This is a genomic window from Nocardia sp. JMUB6875, assembly GCF_041154655.1.
Taxonomy (GTDB): domain Bacteria; phylum Actinomycetota; class Actinomycetes; order Mycobacteriales; family Mycobacteriaceae; genus Nocardia.
The window spans coordinates 1-16887 of the sequence record NZ_BAAFGR010000112.1; the positions used below are offsets into that span (position 1 = coordinate 1).

Here is a 16887-nt window from a genome sequence, read left to right on the forward strand (position 1 = left end):
GAGGGTGGGTGTGATGGGCGGGCAGCACGGCGAGGTCGCGAGTCGGGTTCCGCTTCGGTGGAGCAGCTTTCTGATCGTGCTTCTCGCGACGATTCTGGCTGTGTCCGGGCAGACTGCCCCGGCGGCGTCCGAATCGGCCGGCGAGAAGGGTGGCGTCACGATCCGGGAGAAATCCGGCAGCAACTTTACGGCCTACCGTGGCGTCGTGCCCGCGCTGGTGGAAAAGGTCAGTGGGCAGACGGTCGTCGCGGCGGACTTCCCGCCGGCACGGGAATGCGAAGGCATCGCGAAGCGCGACCTGATCTGCGACGGGTTCGAGGTGACCGCGGACCCCGCGGAGGCCGCGGCCACCCAGAGCATCGGGCCGGTGACTCTCAAGGACGGCACGACGGCGCATCTGGCCGGTGGTGTCGCCCGGGTGGTCCTGCGCAAGCATCTGACCCTGGTCCGTGTCAGCTTCGACGTCGGCGACCGCGATGAGGCGATCGCGGAACTGAGGCAGCACTACGACCTGCGCGAAGGGGAGTCACTGATGGACGGCCTGGGACGGCAGGACATCGTGCTCATGGAAACCGTCCGCTACCCGGCGCCCGACGAGGCGGAAGACTTCGACGAGAACCTCACCTCCGGCGAAATCACCCGCATATTGATCCCGTACAACTGGCTGCCGGCCAACGGTGACTTTCGGGGGATCGGCAAGATCTCGATGGATCGCGTCCTGAGTGGTTACCAGGCTTACCAAACTGGTGTGCGGACGGACTGGAAGGATCCTCGGCAGGTCCGCGAGGTCCTCGGGCAGTCCCTGGGCGAGGTGCAGGCGACCTGTGCGACCGGGAATAAGGATCCGAAATGTGCGGCGGCGCAGCTGAACTGGTCCGCCGACGGCGCCACCGCGAAGAACGCCATCGACAAGTTCCTCGCCAAGAAAGACATTCTCGGCGAGATGACCGGCAAGGTGAAAACCGTTTCGAAGAACACCGCGACCGCCACGCTGGGGGGCGTCTCGGCCAAAGCCAACAAGGTGCTCAACAGTAAAGTGTTCAAGGGCGTCGCCGGAGGCGCCCAGGCCGCGTCCGCGCTGTTGTCGATCGGCATGCTGGCCACCAACTGGAACGAAGTGGCACCCGCGGAAATGATCGAAACGGTCATGAGTGTCATGCCGGTCACCAGTCTCCAGGCAAGTGGTCAGCTCCTCGGCATCATCGAGGCCGCAAAAGATATCAATGCAAAAGGCGCTGTCGAAAAGGTGGTCGTCAACACCGTCTCATTGGCCATGATCGCAATAGCCCCCCTCTGTGGGCCGTGTGCTGCGGTGGGTGGTGCCGCCGTCGCGCTCTACAACCTGGTCTCCGGGCTCATCGCCCAGCAAATGGCTGCGGCCGCCGAGCGGAAGCGGGCCGACGCGCTCGATAAATACATCAAAGATTTCAAAGACAAAGGGGCTGTCATTGATTGGGAGAAACCCGAGTTCGATGGAATAATCAGCCACTATCCGGACACCATGCACCGAACCCAGACGATCAAACTGTCCAGCCAAGGTATTCCCTACACCACTCCGACGTTCAACCCGATACGCATAGACTGGCCCTATGGTATTTGGCGGACCTGGATTGCGATCGAGGAGTACAGCGTATGGCAGAATGGCAAACGGGTCCAAAGAGTAGAGTGCGACTATTATGCATGTCTTGCCGATCCCCTACATGTCGAGCTGGATCATCCGGCCTGGATCGACATCACATACAACAACGGGTACCATAGTCAAAACCCTTGCGACCGTGCAAAATCGGAGACGCCATACCCTGAGAGGCGTGAACTGAAGTCGAAGTCCGAGCCCGACTTCTGCGCGATCCCGACCATTCTGCGTGTCGAGGCAATCGGCCAGGCGCCCAAAGAGGCGGGCAACGTGGAAGTCACCTTCCCGTTCGAACTCCCCTTCACACAGGAATTCGTCCCCGGCCAGACGCCGAAAATCGCCCCCGTCCCGTAGGCCCGGCGGATCCGAGATCATGCCGGCCGCCGCGTGGCGGCACCGGGATCGGTCGGGTCAGTTCGGAGACATGCTGCTGCGGGCCTTCTCTGCGCAGATGGCCTGGCTGAACGTGCTCGCCGTCTCCTGCGGGAAATGCCGCCTCTTCACTTCATCCTTGTACTCCGGGCGGAGCGTCGCCTGGTTGTCGTATTCCTTGCGGTACTTGGCTGTGAGCTCCTGGAACTTCTTTTGCTGGGGTCCGCAGATTTGGTCCCGGGTGGAATCGGTCAGTTCCAAGGTGCCGAACAGGTCCTGTCGTGCGGCTGCGAATGGATTCTTCGCGCCGTTCCAAGTCATGACCGAACGGGTCTCGTACTGTTGCCATTCCGCGTAGAACAAGTCGTCATGATGCTTCGTAGTGCACATGTAGGTGTTTATTTCCTTCGGCGAGAGGGTGGTGCAGTCGGCAGTGGCGATACCGCCACCGAGCGCCACGATCGCGCTGCCCAGAACCCACGCAATCGTCCCCAACCTACGGTTCATAGCGACAAGCTATCTAATCGAGGTGCGCTTCGGTTGGCGCCATGCCGACCTCGTGCAGATACCCGCAGGGCTGTGCTGCTTCGATCGGCAGAGCTAGCGCTCACGATGTACGCATTCCGCGGCATGATCAGTCGGCCAGTCCGGTGTACATGCGGTTGTCGGGATCTACCAGCTGGCGGAGGGTGGTGAGGCGGGGGAGATTATGGCTGTAATAGCGCTGCGCCGAGTCGCCTTCCTCGAGGTAGTTGGCGTAGGCGCCCGCCGAGACGAATTCGATCAGCTGGTGGGCGTCGGCGATCCAGGCGGCGGCCACTTCGTGTGGAACCGGCTGGTAAGCACCCCACTCCACGAGGGCGGCGTGTTCTCGCCAGGGAAATGCGGTGTCGCCGGGGCGGGTGTCGCGCAGCGCGCCGTCGAGTGTGTTGATGTGGGTCCATCCGGTGCCGCCGGCGGCGGAATGGGCGGTGACGGCCTCGACGATCGCGTCGATGGCGTCGGCGGACAGTTCGGTGATGATGTCGGAGCCGCAGGTGAAGCTTGCGCGCGGCTGGGTCTCGTGTCCGCCGGCGAGGTGGGTGACTGTGTCCATGTGTGTCAGGGTCCGGCAGTCAGAGGTCAAGGGTTTGGTGGTGGCGTCGGTGAACGCGGCTGTGGCACGGGGACCGGTTCCGGCGGGGCCGGTCAACTGTATCCAGCAGCTGATACCGCCGTGGCCGTCGGCGTCCACGGTGAGATCGGCCCATTGCGCGCGGTCGGCCGAGCGGCAATAATCCGACCAGCCGGAGATGGCACGAGTGGTATCGGCGCCGGAAAAGGTCAGCCGGACAATGTCTTTCGAGGTCGCTGGCTGCGTCCGGTAGGTCAGCGAGGTGACTACTCCGATGCTCGATCCCGCGCCGCGCAGCGCCCACAACAGCTCCGGTCGCTGGGATTCGGATACCTCGGTCACGGTGCCGTCGGGTAGCACCAGCTGTGCTGCCACGAGACTGTCGCAGGTCAGTCCTTGGCAGCGAGACTCGATACCGATGCCTCCGCCGAGCGTCACTCCCGCAACGCCGATGGCCGGGCAGATACCGCCCGGCAGCGTCTGCTGGTGCCGGTCGAGTTCGCGATACACCCCGTACATCGACATCCCTGCTGCCACCACGGCTTTCCCCTCGCGGCAATGTATGCCGGTCAACCGCCGCACATCGACGATCAGCGCGCCGTTGGCCGTCGAAGCGCCCACGTACGAATGGCCGCCTGCCCGGGCGGCCACGACGAGATCGTTCTCGGCCGCGAACCTGACCGCCGCGGCCACATCGTCGACGTTCGCCACCTGAACGACGGCCGCCGGTGTCCGGTCGTCGAATCGTGTATTGAAGACCTGTTTGGCCTTGCCATAGTCCGCGTCTCCGGCGGTAATCACTCGGCCCTGCACCTGACTTCGAAGTTTGACCCAATCCGCCGCGGGCGCCTCGCCATGCGCTGTGCCGAACCGACCGGGGCCCGCCACCCAACCGGCGACTCCGAGCCCGATCGCGCCCCGCAAGAAGAAGGCCCGCGAAAAGGTGGCGTGCATGTCCAGAGCGTACGGTTTCTACTATGCAAAACGCTGGTAGGACACACGATTTCGGGCGTGGTTCGCGGCAGTGGCAGCAGAACAGTTATCCGGCGGGGTAGTTGCGTAGGGTGGCGTGCAGCGCATCGGCTGCCGCCCGTTGCGCGGAGGGCGGGTCGGTGGCGACGATCTCGATCGAAACCAGCACCGAGTCGCTGAGGTATCGGACGTTTCGTTGAGCCGGGAACTGTGGCCAGCTGGAGCCGGAGTCGCGGACTGTCTGGGCGGCGGCGCGCTCACTCCGACGACGCGCAGGTCGTACTCATCGGAACTTGCCGCCAGCACGTCGACCAGCCACTGCAATCCAGACCGCGCAAGCAGGATCCATCCGATCGAAATGGCGATGATCGTCGGCAGAGCCATCTTCCAGCGGCGTCCGACGGACACGGTCGCGACCACCGGCAACACGAGGTACCAGGTCATATCGACTGTGAGGGTCCACCAGCCGATATTGCTGTAGTTGAAATCGGTGGACGCCGCCGGAACATAGTTCTGCACGAACAGCAGGTGTGCCCCGATGGTCCACAACCCGAGCGCACCGGTGAGCGTCTGCGCGGGGATCACGGTCGCGGCGAAGACGAAGACCGTCACGCTGAGGTTGAAGTAGTAGCCGGGAGCGATCCGCGCGAACCGGCGCCGCCAGAATGTCGCGAGGTCCGGGCGCGGGCGGCCGGCGAACTCCGCCCGAAACCACGGACGCGCCAACAGGAAACCGCTCAAGACGAAGAACAGGTCGACGCCGAGGTACAGGTTGCGGAGGACGAAATCGATATCCAGGCCGAACCAGCGCATCCCGTCGGGCTTGGGTGCCGCGGCCCGCGAGTGAAGAGTGACCACTGCGAGCACCGCGAGCGCTCGGACTCCATCGAGGTAGGCATCGCTGTTCGAACGAGTCGCGGCTATGCCCATGAATCGTTCGACCCGGCGGGTGACGCCGACGCGACGATCCGCCAAGTCGAAGGACTGCCCTGTCGCGCTGGAGGATTCGGACGAACCCCGGAACATCAATTGCACACGCTCACCCTTTTTTGTTCGGTCAACGCAGGACTGCGGAATGAACGGTGAAACGGCTCTGGGAGTGACGGCTGCAGATCCTAACGGTCGAATTGTGGTGCAGCCGGCCGTGGTCGCACCGTATGCGACACGCCGTGACAAACAGGACTTATCGGCAACCGCGGAACATTCCGCCGGTGGCAGGTCAACAGCGGCGATGACGAGGAGAAAGACAACTCCCAGATCACCGTCAGCGACACCGACTCATCGGTATTCCAGGTGAACTACGAGGACGTACGCCAACCAAATTGTCGTGGATGATAGGCCGTCCGAATCTCGGCGAAGTCGTGCGGCCCATATCCGACGGTGGACGGGCGCCTCGCTGGTTACCCGATGTGGTTGCTGAGGTCGGCGAGCATGGCGTCGACGTCGTCTTGCCAGTAGGGCCAGGAGTGAATGCCGTTGGTGTAGCTGACCCGTCGGGCCGAACCTCGCGACAATGGTGCTGAGGTCGTTCACAACTCATCTGGGCGAGGTGCGCCGCGAGAGCGTAGTCGAGCGTGCGGGTCCGGTCCGGGAAAGGCCGGACCCCGGCTCGTGACGTATCGGACGTTACTTGTTTGCCTTGCTGTAGGCCGCAGCGATCTCGGCGGATATCCGTCCGCGGCTGGAGACCTCGAAACCGTTCTTTCGTGCCCAATCTCTCATGGCCTGCGTCTGTTCGCGGTCGGCAGTCGAGCGGGCCCTGCCGGTCGCGTCTTTGCTCCTCGGTGCGCGCCCGGTCTTGCGTGCATGTGGCGTCCACCGCTCGTAAGCGGCGCGAAGTTTCGCGCCGTTGGATTCCGACAGATCGATTTCGTATGCGACCCCATCGATGGAGAACTGGACCGTTTCTTGTGCTTTGGACTTCCCGTCGAAGTCGTCCACCAGTTCCACGATGACCTTGCGTGCCATGGATTCAACCTTCGTGTTCGTAGTTGCTGTAATGGTAATCACCAAGGACGGGAGAGGGCAAATTCGACGCCTAATCCATAAAGGCGTATTGGATTCTTCTCATTGTCTGGAAATTGACCCGTTCGCGTTCCGCAGCATTACCGGCGCCGGGCGAAGCTTGCCGCGTAACCCGGTGCGCGCCATTGGGTGGGTGGCCTCCTTTGGGAGCTCCTCGTGGCGGGCCTGCGCCCGATTTGGCGTGGCTACCTTAATTGTCCGATTATTGCCAGTATGTTGCCAGTGGGCGCTTCTTGATCAGGTCGTGGACAACGTCGTAATAGCGCATCGGCGTCGGAATCGCGCCGAAACACCGGGAGGTTGCTTTGAGTATCCGCTGGCCGATCGTCCTCGCCTCCACGACAGTCACGGCTCTGACCTTCGGCGGCCTGGCCGCCGGTCCGGCCGACGCGATCGTAGGGGGAGTCGATGCCACCGAGAGCTACCCCTGGGTGGCCCAGCTGCTGGTCGACAAACACGATCCGGATACGGGTGAAATCACTGGGCAGGGACATTGCACAGGGTCACTCCTCAGTGGCAGTTGGATACTCACTGCTGCGCATTGCGTCAGCGTTTACCCGGACGGTTCCAACTTTCAGTGGCCTGAAGACCGACCCATGGTCGCGGTCGGTGATGTCATGGTGTGGATCGGGTTGCCGGACGATCACAACGAGGACAGTCCCGAGAAGCCCGAAGGTGTCGCGGAGATCTATCGGAATCCCCAACTGGACGTGGCCCTTTTACGGATGAACGCGCCCAGTGCGATGAAGTCCATCGCGCTATCCGACAGCGCTGTAGCCGACAATGCCGCTATTCGGGTTCTTGGCTGGGGCGCGCTCTGCTTCGAACCGCTCTTCGGGGGGCTGGCCTGTCCAGGGCCAGACCCCAGCCATACGTCGGCCACGTTTCCGAATAAGTTGCAGCAGCTGGATGCTCAGGCTCGCGTCTACCCAGACCAGGTCAACCAGGATGAGGTCTACTTTGGGGAGCTTGGCCACACCGTGGCCGGGGGTGATTCCGGCGGACCGGTGGTCGCGAAGCAGGACGGCTCGTGGCGGCAGGTCGGAATCGCGGTGCGGAGTAACGGCAGCACCGGCGAGATGGTAGGTATCACCTCGGTCAGAGCGTGGATCGACAGCACCATGAAGACCGCCGCGAAACCGCAGCCTCCGGTTTCACCGCCCCACCGCCGCGATCCCGGCACTCCGCCGTCGCAGCCCGCGCCCCCCAAACCCGGAAGTGGTTCATCGCTACCCCCATCCGGGAGCAGCTCGCTTTCCAAAGGTTAGAGAAGCTGTGCGAACGGGGCGGATGCGCACACGTCGCAGCCTCCGCCACCGGGGTCTCACCACAACAGGATCTGCCGGGCCGGACTCTGCCCTATGGTCGCGGCTTCGCGAAGGGGGCGCGCCTTCCGGAGGTCGTCGTCGTAGATCATGGCGATAACGTCCGCGCCGGCCGCGGCGTCGCGTGCCGTGGCGCGCAGTGCGCCGGGGGTCCGATGGCCGGTCGCCACGGTCGTCAGCAGATCCCGTGTGACCGCGGAAATGTCCCGAGTGGCGCGGCGGAGGAGCATCTGTGCCTGGACGTCGAGCGTCAGCGGAGCCGCGAACCTCGATAGGTCGGTGTCGTCGTGAACGTGTTTGCCGGCGACGTGGGCGCCGACGGCCTCGACAATCATCGGCTCGCCCTCGAGGGCAATGCCGAGAACCAGGTCATGGTTGTCGATCTCGTTGGAGTTGGCATCGGTGACAGCGATGAGAAGTGCGCTGGCCCGACGTGCGGCGATGAACCCGTTGATGGCGTAGGCGAGGTGTACCGGCGCGGGTTGGGGCCCGAGTTGCCGCAGGATGCCGGTGGCCTCGGTGATCCATGCGGTGAGCTGTACGGCCCCGACATCGGCCGCCGACGATGCGGTCATGACCCGCGACGGTACACGCGACGGCACCCTCATCTCCGCAGACGCGAAGGGAACACGCCATATCCACGTGACCACCTGTTTCGTGATCTCGGACGATCCACTCGCAACGGGCGTCGCGCTTGAGTCTCCTCGGCGAAGGCCGGCACTTCCTCGCGTGTTGATAGCTGTACGGTAGCCATCGTCGGTGATGATGTCGTGCTGAGGCAGGGCGATCTCAGCCATCGCCACCTGGTGGAGTCGGTGTGGTTCGACGACGCGATCGCGGCGTCGACAGCCCCCACGGCTTTCGGGTAGTGCGCGGAGTTATTCGATCAGTGAGTTCGATTCAACGGACGGAGGATCGGGATGACGGTTCGGGACCGGCGACCATTGCTGGTGAGTAAAGGGTGGATCCAGGGGTGCGCGCTGGTCGCGATCTTCGGGTTCTTTGTCATCGGCATGCTGGCTTTCCGGACCTACGACGACGGGCCGCCCATCCCGGATCGGGTGGAAAGTCCCAGTGGGGAGCTGCTTTACACCGCCGACGACATCAAGCACGGCCAGCAGATCTTTCTGGCGGCGGGGTTGATGGAGTACGGGTCGGTGCTCGGGCACGGCGCCTGGCTGGGTCCCGACTACACCGCCGATTACCTGCGCCGCGCCTCCCGGACGGGCCGCGGGTGGAATGACGTCACCGGACAGTGGCCGAGATCGCCGCTGTCCACAACGACCTGCGCGACAGACTGTGCGACGTGGCCTGGCACGAGCCTGCAACGGGTGTGGTGTCGGTCGTCTCTCGGTGTGTTTGCTGGGACCGGCGCTCACGGGCGGATACGGTGAGACGGCGACAGCGTAGAGCGCGAAGCGCATGAGACCGAAGGGGCTCTCCCAATGATTCGCAGCGTCGTCACCGTAGCAAGTACTGTCCTCGCGATCGCGGTCATCGCAGTCACCGGCGCACAGACCGCAACTGCCGGGGAGATTGGCGACCGCCAACTCGACATGGCGCTGTGCGATCGGAAGATGGAGTACACGGACGAGGGTTTGGCCGCAATCGACGCGGCTCAAAAGATGTACCCCACCGAAATGAGTGACTGGCCAGCCGAAGTAGCCCGCTTGGAGCTGACCGACCAGCGTGAATTGACCAACGAAACCCGGCGCAAGGTATGCGCGAAACCATACGAATACCAGAAAAAGCTTGCAAATCTGGAACCGGAGTTCGCGGGCAAGATGAAGGACGAGTACAAGAAGGGCGACGCACTCGCGCAGCTCCCTGAGAAGCGGAAGGCAGCATACGAGAAGGCAATCTGTGAAGACCTGCCACGGATCAAGAAGCGGGGCGGGTATGTTGCAGGCGGTATCTGGGACCGCTGCGTGAACGACCACCTGCTGCCCGCGTAATCCGGAGCTGTTGACATACAGATGATCTCACTGGGCTGTCCCCGGCTGGTGTCCGCCTGATCGCGAGAGTCAGGACACCGGGGACACCTTGAACGCCGCCTTCACCCGCGCGGTCGAGCGCCACAACATGATCCGATCCAGCCCGGTCGGTGCCGCCCGCGACACCACCTCGCCACTCTCCGCGCTGTCGGTACCGCATTGCACGACGGCGATGACACCACAGCCACCGAGCGGCTCGATGCCATACCGGAATTTTTCAAGCTGAATGGGACCAGTGGGTGTGTTATGCCGCTTGGGTGTCGGTCTCCTGGTTGGCGGGTCGGTTGATCCAGACGGTGTCGGGTAGGTCGAGGATCTTCGGTGCGGCGGTGCCGGCGAAGCGGTGTGGGTGCCGGGCGCGGGCGGCGTCGAGCACGGCCCGGCGGGCGGTGGCTTTGCTGCCGGCGAGCCCGTAGTGGACGTCGGCGGGGGTGTGCAGGCCGAGGCCGGTGTGGCGGTGTTCGTGGTTGTACCACCCGGTGAAACAATCCATGAATTGCCTTGCCTCGGTGAGTGATCCGAAGCGATCAGGGAACTCCGGCCCGTATTTCAAGGTCTTGAACAGCGATTCGGAGTAGGGATTGTCGTTGGACACCCGCGGCCTCGAATGCGACCGGGTGATCTCGAGATCAGCGAGCAACGCGGCCACCGATTTGGAGGTCATGGAGGTGCCCCGGTCGGCGTGCACGACCTGCGGGATGCCGTGGACCCCGAAGATCTCGAGCATCAATTCCGTTGCCAGGGCACCGGATTCGTGGGTGTGGACATGGACGCCGACGAGGTAGCGGGAGTAGATGTCGATCATCACGTAGGCATCGAAGTATTGCCCCTTGACCGGGCCGGGCAGCTTGGTGATATCCCACGAATACACCTGCCGGGGTGCGGTCGCGACCAGTTCCGGGCATACCTTCGCCGGATGCCGGGCCAGACGCCGCCGTTCGCTGACTTGACGGTTTTCCCGCAGCACCCGATACATCGTGGACACCGAACACAGATAGATACCCTCGTCCAGCAGCTGGGCATAGATCTGCAACGGCGCCAGGTCGACGAACCGAGAACTGTTGAGGACCTCCAGAATTCGGCGCCGCTCCAGCACGGTCAGTTTGTTGACCGGCTCCACCGCCGCCGGAGTGGGTGGCGGGCAACCCTTGTCGCGGCGGATCGCGGTGGAGCGCACCAGCCCGGTCAACACCGCTGCCCGCCGTGTCGAGACCTGCGCGGCGGTCAACGCCCGATAGGCGGCGGTCAACGCTTCCTGCGCCGCTCGTCGGAATACGCTCTCTCGGAAAGAGTTTCCAAGAGAGCGTGTGCTTTTCCCATGATGTCGAGCGCGGTCTCGGTCGTGGCCAGGCGCTTGTTGAGCCGCTCGTTCTCCCGCCGCAATCTGGCGATCTCGGCCTGCTCCGCGGTGAGTTTGCCGATCTTCTCGCCGGGCCTCTTGCCCGCGAGTACTCCGGCGTCGCGTTGCTTGCGCCACTCGCTGATCAACGACGAATACAGGCCCTCGCGGCGCAGATATCCGCCACCGTCGCCGTGTTCGACGGCGGCTTCGTAGGCTTCCAGGTGAGCGAGTTTGTCGGCCGCGCTGAACGCGCGGCGCCGCTTGGGCTCGTCGGCTCGTGGCCCCGGGGAATCCATCCGTCCATTCTGGCCCCCGCCGACTGCGGTCCTCGTTCTGGTGGTCATGAAGAAGGTCGATCCGATCTCGCCCCGCGTCAGGCCGATTTGCTGTGAACCAGTGGACTCAACTCAGCCTGACACGCAGGGGCACCGCGGTATCGCAGCGAGTGTTGCGCGCGGTCGCATTGGCACTCGGCGGACGCGCCGGAGCGCGGTTGAGCGGGCATCTTGCGGTATCGGTGAGCCGCATGACGTTGCTGCGGCACATTCGGGCGCTCCCGGATCCGGTCAGGCCGACACCACGAGTGCTGGGAGTCGACGACTTCGCGCTGCGCCGCGGACACCACTACGGGACGATGATCGACATCGAGTCGCGTCGGCCGATCGAGGTCCTCGGCGATCGCACGGCCGAAACCCTCGCCGCCTGGTTACGCGCCCATCCAGGCGTCGAGATCGTTTGCCGCGACCGGGCCGGGGCTTATGCCGAGGGCGCAGCCGTCGGCGCGCCTCACGCTATCCAAGTGGCTGATCGCTGGCACATCTGGAACAACCTCGCCCCCGCGGTCGAGCGCACAGTCGCACGGCACCGAAACTGCCTGAGCACAGCCACTTCCATCGAACCGAGCCTGGAGCGCGAAGCGACACCCGTACTCACCGATCAGAGCCGGCCGATCGCTGGGCCACCCCCGCCATCGGATCGCCTCGACCGCACCGCGATCCGAACCCGCCAACGCCACAACGAAATCCATGCGCTGATCGCTCAGGGATTGAGCCTGCGGGCGATCTGCACCAGGCTGGGTCTGGCGCGCGGAACAGTGCGGCGCTTCGCCCGCGCGGATTCTGCCGAGGAATTGCTGGTCAACAACGGCACCGGATACCGAGACAGCATCCTCGACGAATTCAAGCCCTACCTGCAAAAACGCTGGGCCGAAGGCGCCACCAATGCCACCGAACTGTTCGACGAGATCACCGCCCGCGGTTTCCGGGGCCGCCCGAATCTTGTTCGCGCCTATCTACATCCATTTCGCGCTGGGCAACCGGCTTCCCGGGCAACAGTCAAGCCGCCCGCGGTCAGACGGGTCGTCGGCTGGCTCATGACCGACCCCGCTCACCTCGATCCTGCCGATGGCCAGCACCTCGACGCGATCCTCGACGCCAGCCCCGCCTTGGCCGGACTCGCAGGGCCCGTTCGCCCGTTTGCCACCATCTGTGCCGCAGGCCGTGACGCGCGAAGACGTCCAAGAATGTTTGATCCAAAAATGGTCACGTCGGCTGGCCCGACTTGGGTCTTGTGTAGCGGCCCCAACAGGGTTGGCGAGGCTGGTGGCGTTCAGGTCTAGTCTCGCTGGGTCTGAGGAGGAGTTACGAACGTCACGAATGCCCCGGTCGAGGGGAACGCCACGCTGCGGGACTGTCAGGTGAGCATCGAGCCACCGCTTCGTGCGGCTGTGGAGCGTTTGGATCTGTCGGTGCGTTGCTGTGCCGAGTACTTTTTCGGCTGGACAGGCATTGATGGTCGGGCCGGTGTCGTGCCCAGCGGGCGGCGCCGCCTTGGGGTGATCACACTGCTGTGTGGCTCGGTCATCGACAGTTCACGGCAAACGGCAATGCCGGCGGCGATAGCGTGCGAGCTGGCGTTCGGTTCGGCGTTGATCCACGACGACGTGATCGATGCAGACCTGACACGACGCGGACGACCGGCGGTATGGTCGGCTTTCGGGATGCCGGCGGCCATCCTCACCGGCAATGCGTTGGTCGGACTGGCATTTGCGATTCTCGTCGAGGCGAAGCCTGCGGTGGCGGCCGAGTCATCTGGGCGACTGGCCCGCGCGGTGCAGGAAGTCAACCGAGGCCAAATGCTTGACGTCGAATTCGAGCGCCGCGCCGACGTCACGGTCGAGGACTACCTCGACATGGTCGCGGCAAAGTCCGGTGCGTTCGTGGCCTGTGGGTGTGCCCTCGGGGCATTGCTCGCGGGCGCTGGTGCAGAACTGGTGGATGGCCTCGCTGAATTCGGCAACCGTCTTGGTCTCATCTGGCAGCTCAACAACGATCTTCTCGGGATCTGGGGCGACCCGACACGCACCGGCAAGCCGGCACTGTCCGATATCAAGGCACGCAAGAAGACGTTTCCGGTGATCTCAGCTCTGAGCACGGCTGGCCCCAACCGCGACCGGCTCAGAGTGTTCTATGGCAGTGGCGGCCAAGAGGCGATGCAGGACGACGAGGCGACGCTGGCCGCCGACCTTGTCGAACGCTGCGGCGGACTCGGACGGACCCAGAGTGAGATCGAGTATCAACTCGATAAGGCCATGCACTTCCTGAGCGAGCTGGTTCCCGACCGTGACAGTAGAACTCAACTTGCCGACCTGGCCTGCTTCTATGCCGGCAGTGATCGGTGACCGGGAGGAGGACACATGATGAGTTCGCCCATCTCTGAAACCCAGTGGCGACTGCCGCCGTTCTACTGCCCGATCGAGCCCGCAATCCACCCGAAGGTCGACCGCATCGAACAACGCGCGATCTCCTGGATGGACAAGTTCGGCCTCTATCGCAACGATGCCGACCGGGCGTGGGGCATCGCGTCCAACGCCTCTGAGTTCGTGTGCCGAATCCTGCCCACCGGCCGAGAGGATCGGCTCCAGTACTTCGCCGAATTCATTCAATGGGCCTTCGCCTTCGATGACACCCACCACGACACTGTTGCTGCCGCACCACCCATCGCGGAGACATTGGACCTGCATTGCCGGATCATCCGCGGCCTCGAAGCGCCCGGATCCCAGATGTGCGACGACCATCTGATCACGGCGCTGGAAGACATTGCCGCACGCATCAAGGCCAGCGTCACGCCTCAGCAATACCACCGGTTTGTCGACGGAGTGCGGATCTGGCTGCTTGGGTGCACGTGGGAGTCCAATAACACCGAACAAGGCATCATCCCGACCTTGGCCGACTACACAGCCATCCGGATGTGGACCATAGGATCGTGGATCTTTGCCGCGTTCGCCGAGATCGTCGATGACTTCCAATTGCCTGGTGAGGTGCGCAGTGCCCCTGCTGTTCGCGCCGTAGCCGAAGCGACATTTCTGCTGGTGGGCTGGGACAACGACGTCCTGTCGTATGCCAAAGAACTTCGCGAGTCGACGACCGACGCCAACATCCTCAGCGTCTTGATGCATCACAACCGGTGCTCCCTCGAGCAAGCTCTTATCAGCGAAACGGCGATGCGTGACCGGGTGATGACGCTCTTTCTGGCGCTGCACGAGCAGCTGTCACGCGGTGCGAGCCCGGAATTGCAGCGTTACCTCGATGATCTGGCCCACTTCATTCGGGGCAGCATCCAATGCCACGATGCCACCCCCCGTTATGCCGACGCTGGCGACCGAGACCGGCTCCCCGACCACAACATCACCCAAGGGCTCAGGTGGACAACCACACCAACCGACACCAGCGTCGAACCGCTGCCGATCCCCACGATCGCGTGGTGGTGGAAACAGCTGGACGAAACTACCACTGTTTGACCACCTGTGGATCATTTCCGTTGGGCTGCAGCTGCATTGGTGTGAGCGAGCCGGTATGAGTCAGTGCCTGTTTCGATGATGTTGCCACCGAAGGTGAGTCGGTCGACGATCGCGGCGTACAGCCTGGGATCGGTGAACGTCTTTGTCCAGGATCCGAAACCTTGGCCATGGTCGCCGAGTTCGAGGCCAACCTGAACCACCTGCGCACCCGCGAGGGCATGGCCAAGGCCCGCGCCAAGGGGCGCCTCAAAGGTAAACAGCCGAAACTGCCTCTCGCCGCACGCAGAACGATCCACCGCCGCTACCACGACCCCGACGACGACGCGAGCCTGGCCGACCTCACCGAGGAATACAGCGTCGGCCGCTCCACCATCCACCGCTCCACCATCCACCGCTTCATCAGCGGCACCGCGCCGCGGGCATAGCGCCCACGGCGCTCGTGTACCTGGTACACGCTACCCGGTACCACTCGACATCACCGCTGGTCAAGCCTGCCAGTCCAGGACCCCTCCTTCAGTTTGGTCGTTCCCGATGCGAATGTGATTGCCGGTGTGTCGCTATTGATTCGGCGTCTGCTGTTCTAGGGTTGCGCCGATCGCGGTATCCGTGTGTCGTGAGCAGGTATTTTGTAGTCCTCGTCGGCATTGCTCGTCGCCGGTGCCGGATTGCTGATCGGTTGGTGAACGGCACGACGGGAGGGCGGGCACGCGGTGGTCGGACGGTTGTGGTCGCGTCGCGCGGCACTGGCGGCCCTCACCACAACGGCCCTCGCCGCGACGAGCCTGACCGGGCGGGGTCGCGCGACCGCGGATTACGCCTCCCGACCAGAGCAGGTCCGCGGCGAGTTTCTGCATGTGTGGAATGCATACCGCCGGTTCGCGTGGGGCCATGACGAGCTCCGCCCGCTGACCGGCGGGTTCAGCGAGTTCTTCGCAGCTGGTCATCCGGTGGGCCTGTCCATCATCGAGGCATTGGACACGTTGTACGTGATGGAGCTCGACTCCGAACTGGACACGAGCGTGGCGTGGATCGAGCAGCACCTGGATTTCGGCATCGACGCCGATTTCAATGTCTTCGAGTCGATCATCCGTCTGGTCGGCGGGCTGTTGGCCGGATACCTGGCCACCGGAAACAACACGCTGCTGGTTCGTACCGTCGATCTGGCCGACCGGTTGCTGCCGGCCTTCGCGTCACCGACCGGGATGCCTTACAGCACGGTCAATTTGCGCACCGGTGCCGTGTCCGGCAACACTCCCGCGTTGGCCGAAATCGGCACCAATATTCTCGAATTCGGCACTCTGACACGGCTGACCGGGGACCGGAAGTATCTTGACGCGGCCAAAACCGCCCAGCGGGCGGTCCTGGCCCGGCGCTCCGAGCTGGACCTGATGGGGACACGATTGAATGTCGACACCGGCGTCTGGGTTGATACCACCGACCGTGCCCCGAACCAGCCCAGCGACTCATTCTACGAATATCTGTGGGGCGGTTGGGTATTGTTCGGCGATCACGAGTGCCGCGACTGGTTCCATCTGCTCGACACCGCGCTCACCGCCCACGCGGTCGAGACCTACCAGGGCCACACCTGGTACCGGCAGATCGACTACCGCACCGGGGCCCTGCTGGGCCGCAGACAATCCGAGCTGGCATCGTTCTGGCCGGAGGTACTCGGCCACGCCGGGCAGTTGCCGTTGGCGCGGGCGTACTACGACACCTGGACCGCAATGCTGGACCGGTTCCCGGTCTTGCCGGAGGAGATCGATTACGCCACAGGGACCGTCACCAACCCGGGTAATCAGTTTCGGCCCGAATACCACAACGCAGCCTTCGATCTGTACCTGCAGACCTCCGACCCGTATTACGCGAACACGGCGTGGCGCTACTTCGAGGCGATGCGCGACCACGCGCGCGTGCGCAATGGCTACACCGTCGTCGACGATGTCACCAGCACACCCGTGCGGCTCGGGGATCTGTTCCCCGCCTACGGTTTCGCGGAGAACTTCAAATATCTGTACCTGATGTTCGCCACCACACCCCGCTTCGACCGGACCGACTTCTACCTGTCCACCGAGGGCAAGATCCTGCACGGTCTGCGGCAGTTGGCCACCCTCGCACCCCCGCGGCAGGCTGACTGCCTCTCAACGCCAGGTCCGCAAATCCCCTCGATAACGCCGCCCCAACAGAATTCGGTGCCGAATCACCAGACCTGATTGGCCTCGTGGGTCGTTCGCGAATTGGACCGGCTGACGCGACCGCGGCAGCGACCCACCGACGCCGTCGCGACGGTGTCCAATCGCTTGCGCGAGAGTCG

The 16887-nt window shown here is 63.8% G+C and carries 15 protein-coding genes and 2 pseudogenes; 9 read left to right on the forward strand and 8 right to left on the reverse strand.

Annotation, left to right across the window (positions count from 1 at the left end; genetic code table 11):
* Positions 1-1987 (forward strand): hypothetical protein (locus ACAM49_RS25990; RefSeq protein ID WP_369638180.1); only part of this gene is annotated, 1987 nt, incomplete at its 5' end.
* Between the two features lie 57 nt (positions 1988-2044).
* Here the strand turns inward: ACAM49_RS25990 and ACAM49_RS25995 are convergent.
* The 4 genes from ACAM49_RS25995 to ACAM49_RS26010 all read right to left on the reverse strand — a co-directional run bounded on the left by ACAM49_RS25995 (position 2045) and on the right by ACAM49_RS26010 (position 6059).
* Complete coding sequence (locus ACAM49_RS25995) at positions 2045-2512, reverse strand: hypothetical protein (protein WP_369638181.1); 468 nt, start codon at positions 2510-2512, stop codon at positions 2045-2047.
* Positions 2513-2639: 127 nt separating this feature from the next.
* Entirely contained in the window at positions 2640-4073 is a 1434-nt protein-coding gene (locus ACAM49_RS26000) for an FAD-binding protein (protein ID WP_369638182.1), read from the reverse strand.
* Between the two features lie 21 nt (positions 4074-4094).
* A complete protein-coding gene (locus ACAM49_RS26005; protein ID WP_369638202.1) occupies positions 4095-5117 on the reverse strand; it encodes an acyltransferase family protein in 1023 nt (340 codons plus the stop codon).
* Positions 5118-5717: 600 nt separating this feature from the next.
* Positions 5718-6059, reverse strand: coding sequence for an Lsr2 family protein (locus ACAM49_RS26010; RefSeq protein WP_369638183.1), 342 nt, complete (start codon positions 6057-6059; stop codon positions 5718-5720).
* A 362-nt stretch (positions 6060-6421) separates the two neighbouring features.
* On the opposite strand from ACAM49_RS26010, the gene ACAM49_RS26015 reads away from it, so the two are divergent.
* The gene (locus ACAM49_RS26015; RefSeq protein ID WP_369638184.1) at positions 6422-7384 is read left to right on the forward strand and encodes a trypsin-like serine protease; all 963 of its coding nucleotides are present in this window, start codon (positions 6422-6424) and stop codon (positions 7382-7384) included.
* Between the two features lie 56 nt (positions 7385-7440).
* Here the strand turns inward: ACAM49_RS26015 and ACAM49_RS26020 are convergent, their stop codons facing one another.
* Entirely contained in the window at positions 7441-8016 is a 576-nt protein-coding gene (locus ACAM49_RS26020) for a hypothetical protein (protein ID WP_369638185.1), read from the reverse strand.
* A 345-nt stretch (positions 8017-8361) separates the two neighbouring features.
* Here ACAM49_RS26020 and ACAM49_RS26025 point away from each other — a divergent pair.
* Both ACAM49_RS26025 and ACAM49_RS26030 read left to right on the forward strand, forming a co-directional pair.
* Positions 8362-8661: pseudogene (locus tag ACAM49_RS26025) on the forward strand (nitric-oxide reductase large subunit); the annotation flags it as partial.
* A gap of 225 nt (positions 8662-8886) precedes the next feature.
* A complete protein-coding gene (locus tag ACAM49_RS26030; protein WP_369638186.1) occupies positions 8887-9396 on the forward strand; it encodes a hypothetical protein in 510 nt (169 codons plus the stop codon).
* Positions 9397-9465: 69 nt separating this feature from the next.
* Here the strand turns inward: ACAM49_RS26030 and ACAM49_RS26035 are convergent, their stop codons facing one another.
* Together ACAM49_RS26035 and ACAM49_RS26040 are read right to left on the reverse strand one after the other, a co-directional pair.
* Positions 9466-9600: a hypothetical protein gene (locus ACAM49_RS26035; protein ID WP_369638187.1), complete on the reverse strand. Its 135-nt coding sequence runs from the start codon at positions 9598-9600 to the stop codon at positions 9466-9468.
* Between the two features lie 79 nt (positions 9601-9679).
* A protein-coding gene (locus tag ACAM49_RS26040) for an IS3 family transposase (protein ID WP_369638188.1) occupies positions 9680-11073 on the reverse strand; the annotation gives its coding sequence in 2 pieces (ribosomal slippage) (positions 9680-10707 and positions 10707-11073; 1395 coding nt in all).
* Positions 11074-11303: 230 nt separating this feature from the next.
* On the opposite strand from ACAM49_RS26040, the gene ACAM49_RS26045 reads away from it, so the two are divergent.
* The 3 genes from ACAM49_RS26045 (at position 11304) to ACAM49_RS26055 (ending at position 14576) form a co-directional block, all read left to right on the forward strand.
* Complete coding sequence (locus tag ACAM49_RS26045; protein ID WP_369638189.1) at positions 11304-12395, forward strand: transposase; 1092 nt, start codon at positions 11304-11306, stop codon at positions 12393-12395.
* A 78-nt stretch (positions 12396-12473) separates the two neighbouring features.
* The gene (locus tag ACAM49_RS26050) at positions 12474-13457 is read left to right on the forward strand and encodes a polyprenyl synthetase family protein (RefSeq protein WP_369638190.1); all 984 of its coding nucleotides are present in this window, start codon (positions 12474-12476) and stop codon (positions 13455-13457) included.
* A gap of 18 nt (positions 13458-13475) precedes the next feature.
* Complete coding sequence (locus tag ACAM49_RS26055) at positions 13476-14576, forward strand: hypothetical protein (protein ID WP_369638191.1); 1101 nt, start codon at positions 13476-13478, stop codon at positions 14574-14576.
* A gap of 11 nt (positions 14577-14587) precedes the next feature.
* Here the strand turns inward: ACAM49_RS26055 and ACAM49_RS26060 are convergent.
* Positions 14588-14725, reverse strand: a pseudogene (locus tag ACAM49_RS26060) (ATP-binding protein); the annotation flags it as partial.
* Positions 14726-14737: 12 nt separating this feature from the next.
* Between ACAM49_RS26060 and ACAM49_RS26065 the strand changes: the two are divergent.
* Both ACAM49_RS26065 and ACAM49_RS26070 read left to right on the forward strand, forming a co-directional pair.
* Entirely contained in the window at positions 14738-15001 is a 264-nt protein-coding gene (locus ACAM49_RS26065; RefSeq protein WP_369638203.1) for a hypothetical protein, read from the forward strand.
* A gap of 285 nt (positions 15002-15286) precedes the next feature.
* Complete coding sequence (locus ACAM49_RS26070; protein WP_369638192.1) at positions 15287-16786, forward strand: glycoside hydrolase family 47 protein; 1500 nt, start codon at positions 15287-15289, stop codon at positions 16784-16786.
* The last annotated feature ends 101 nt before the right edge of the window (positions 16787-16887 follow it).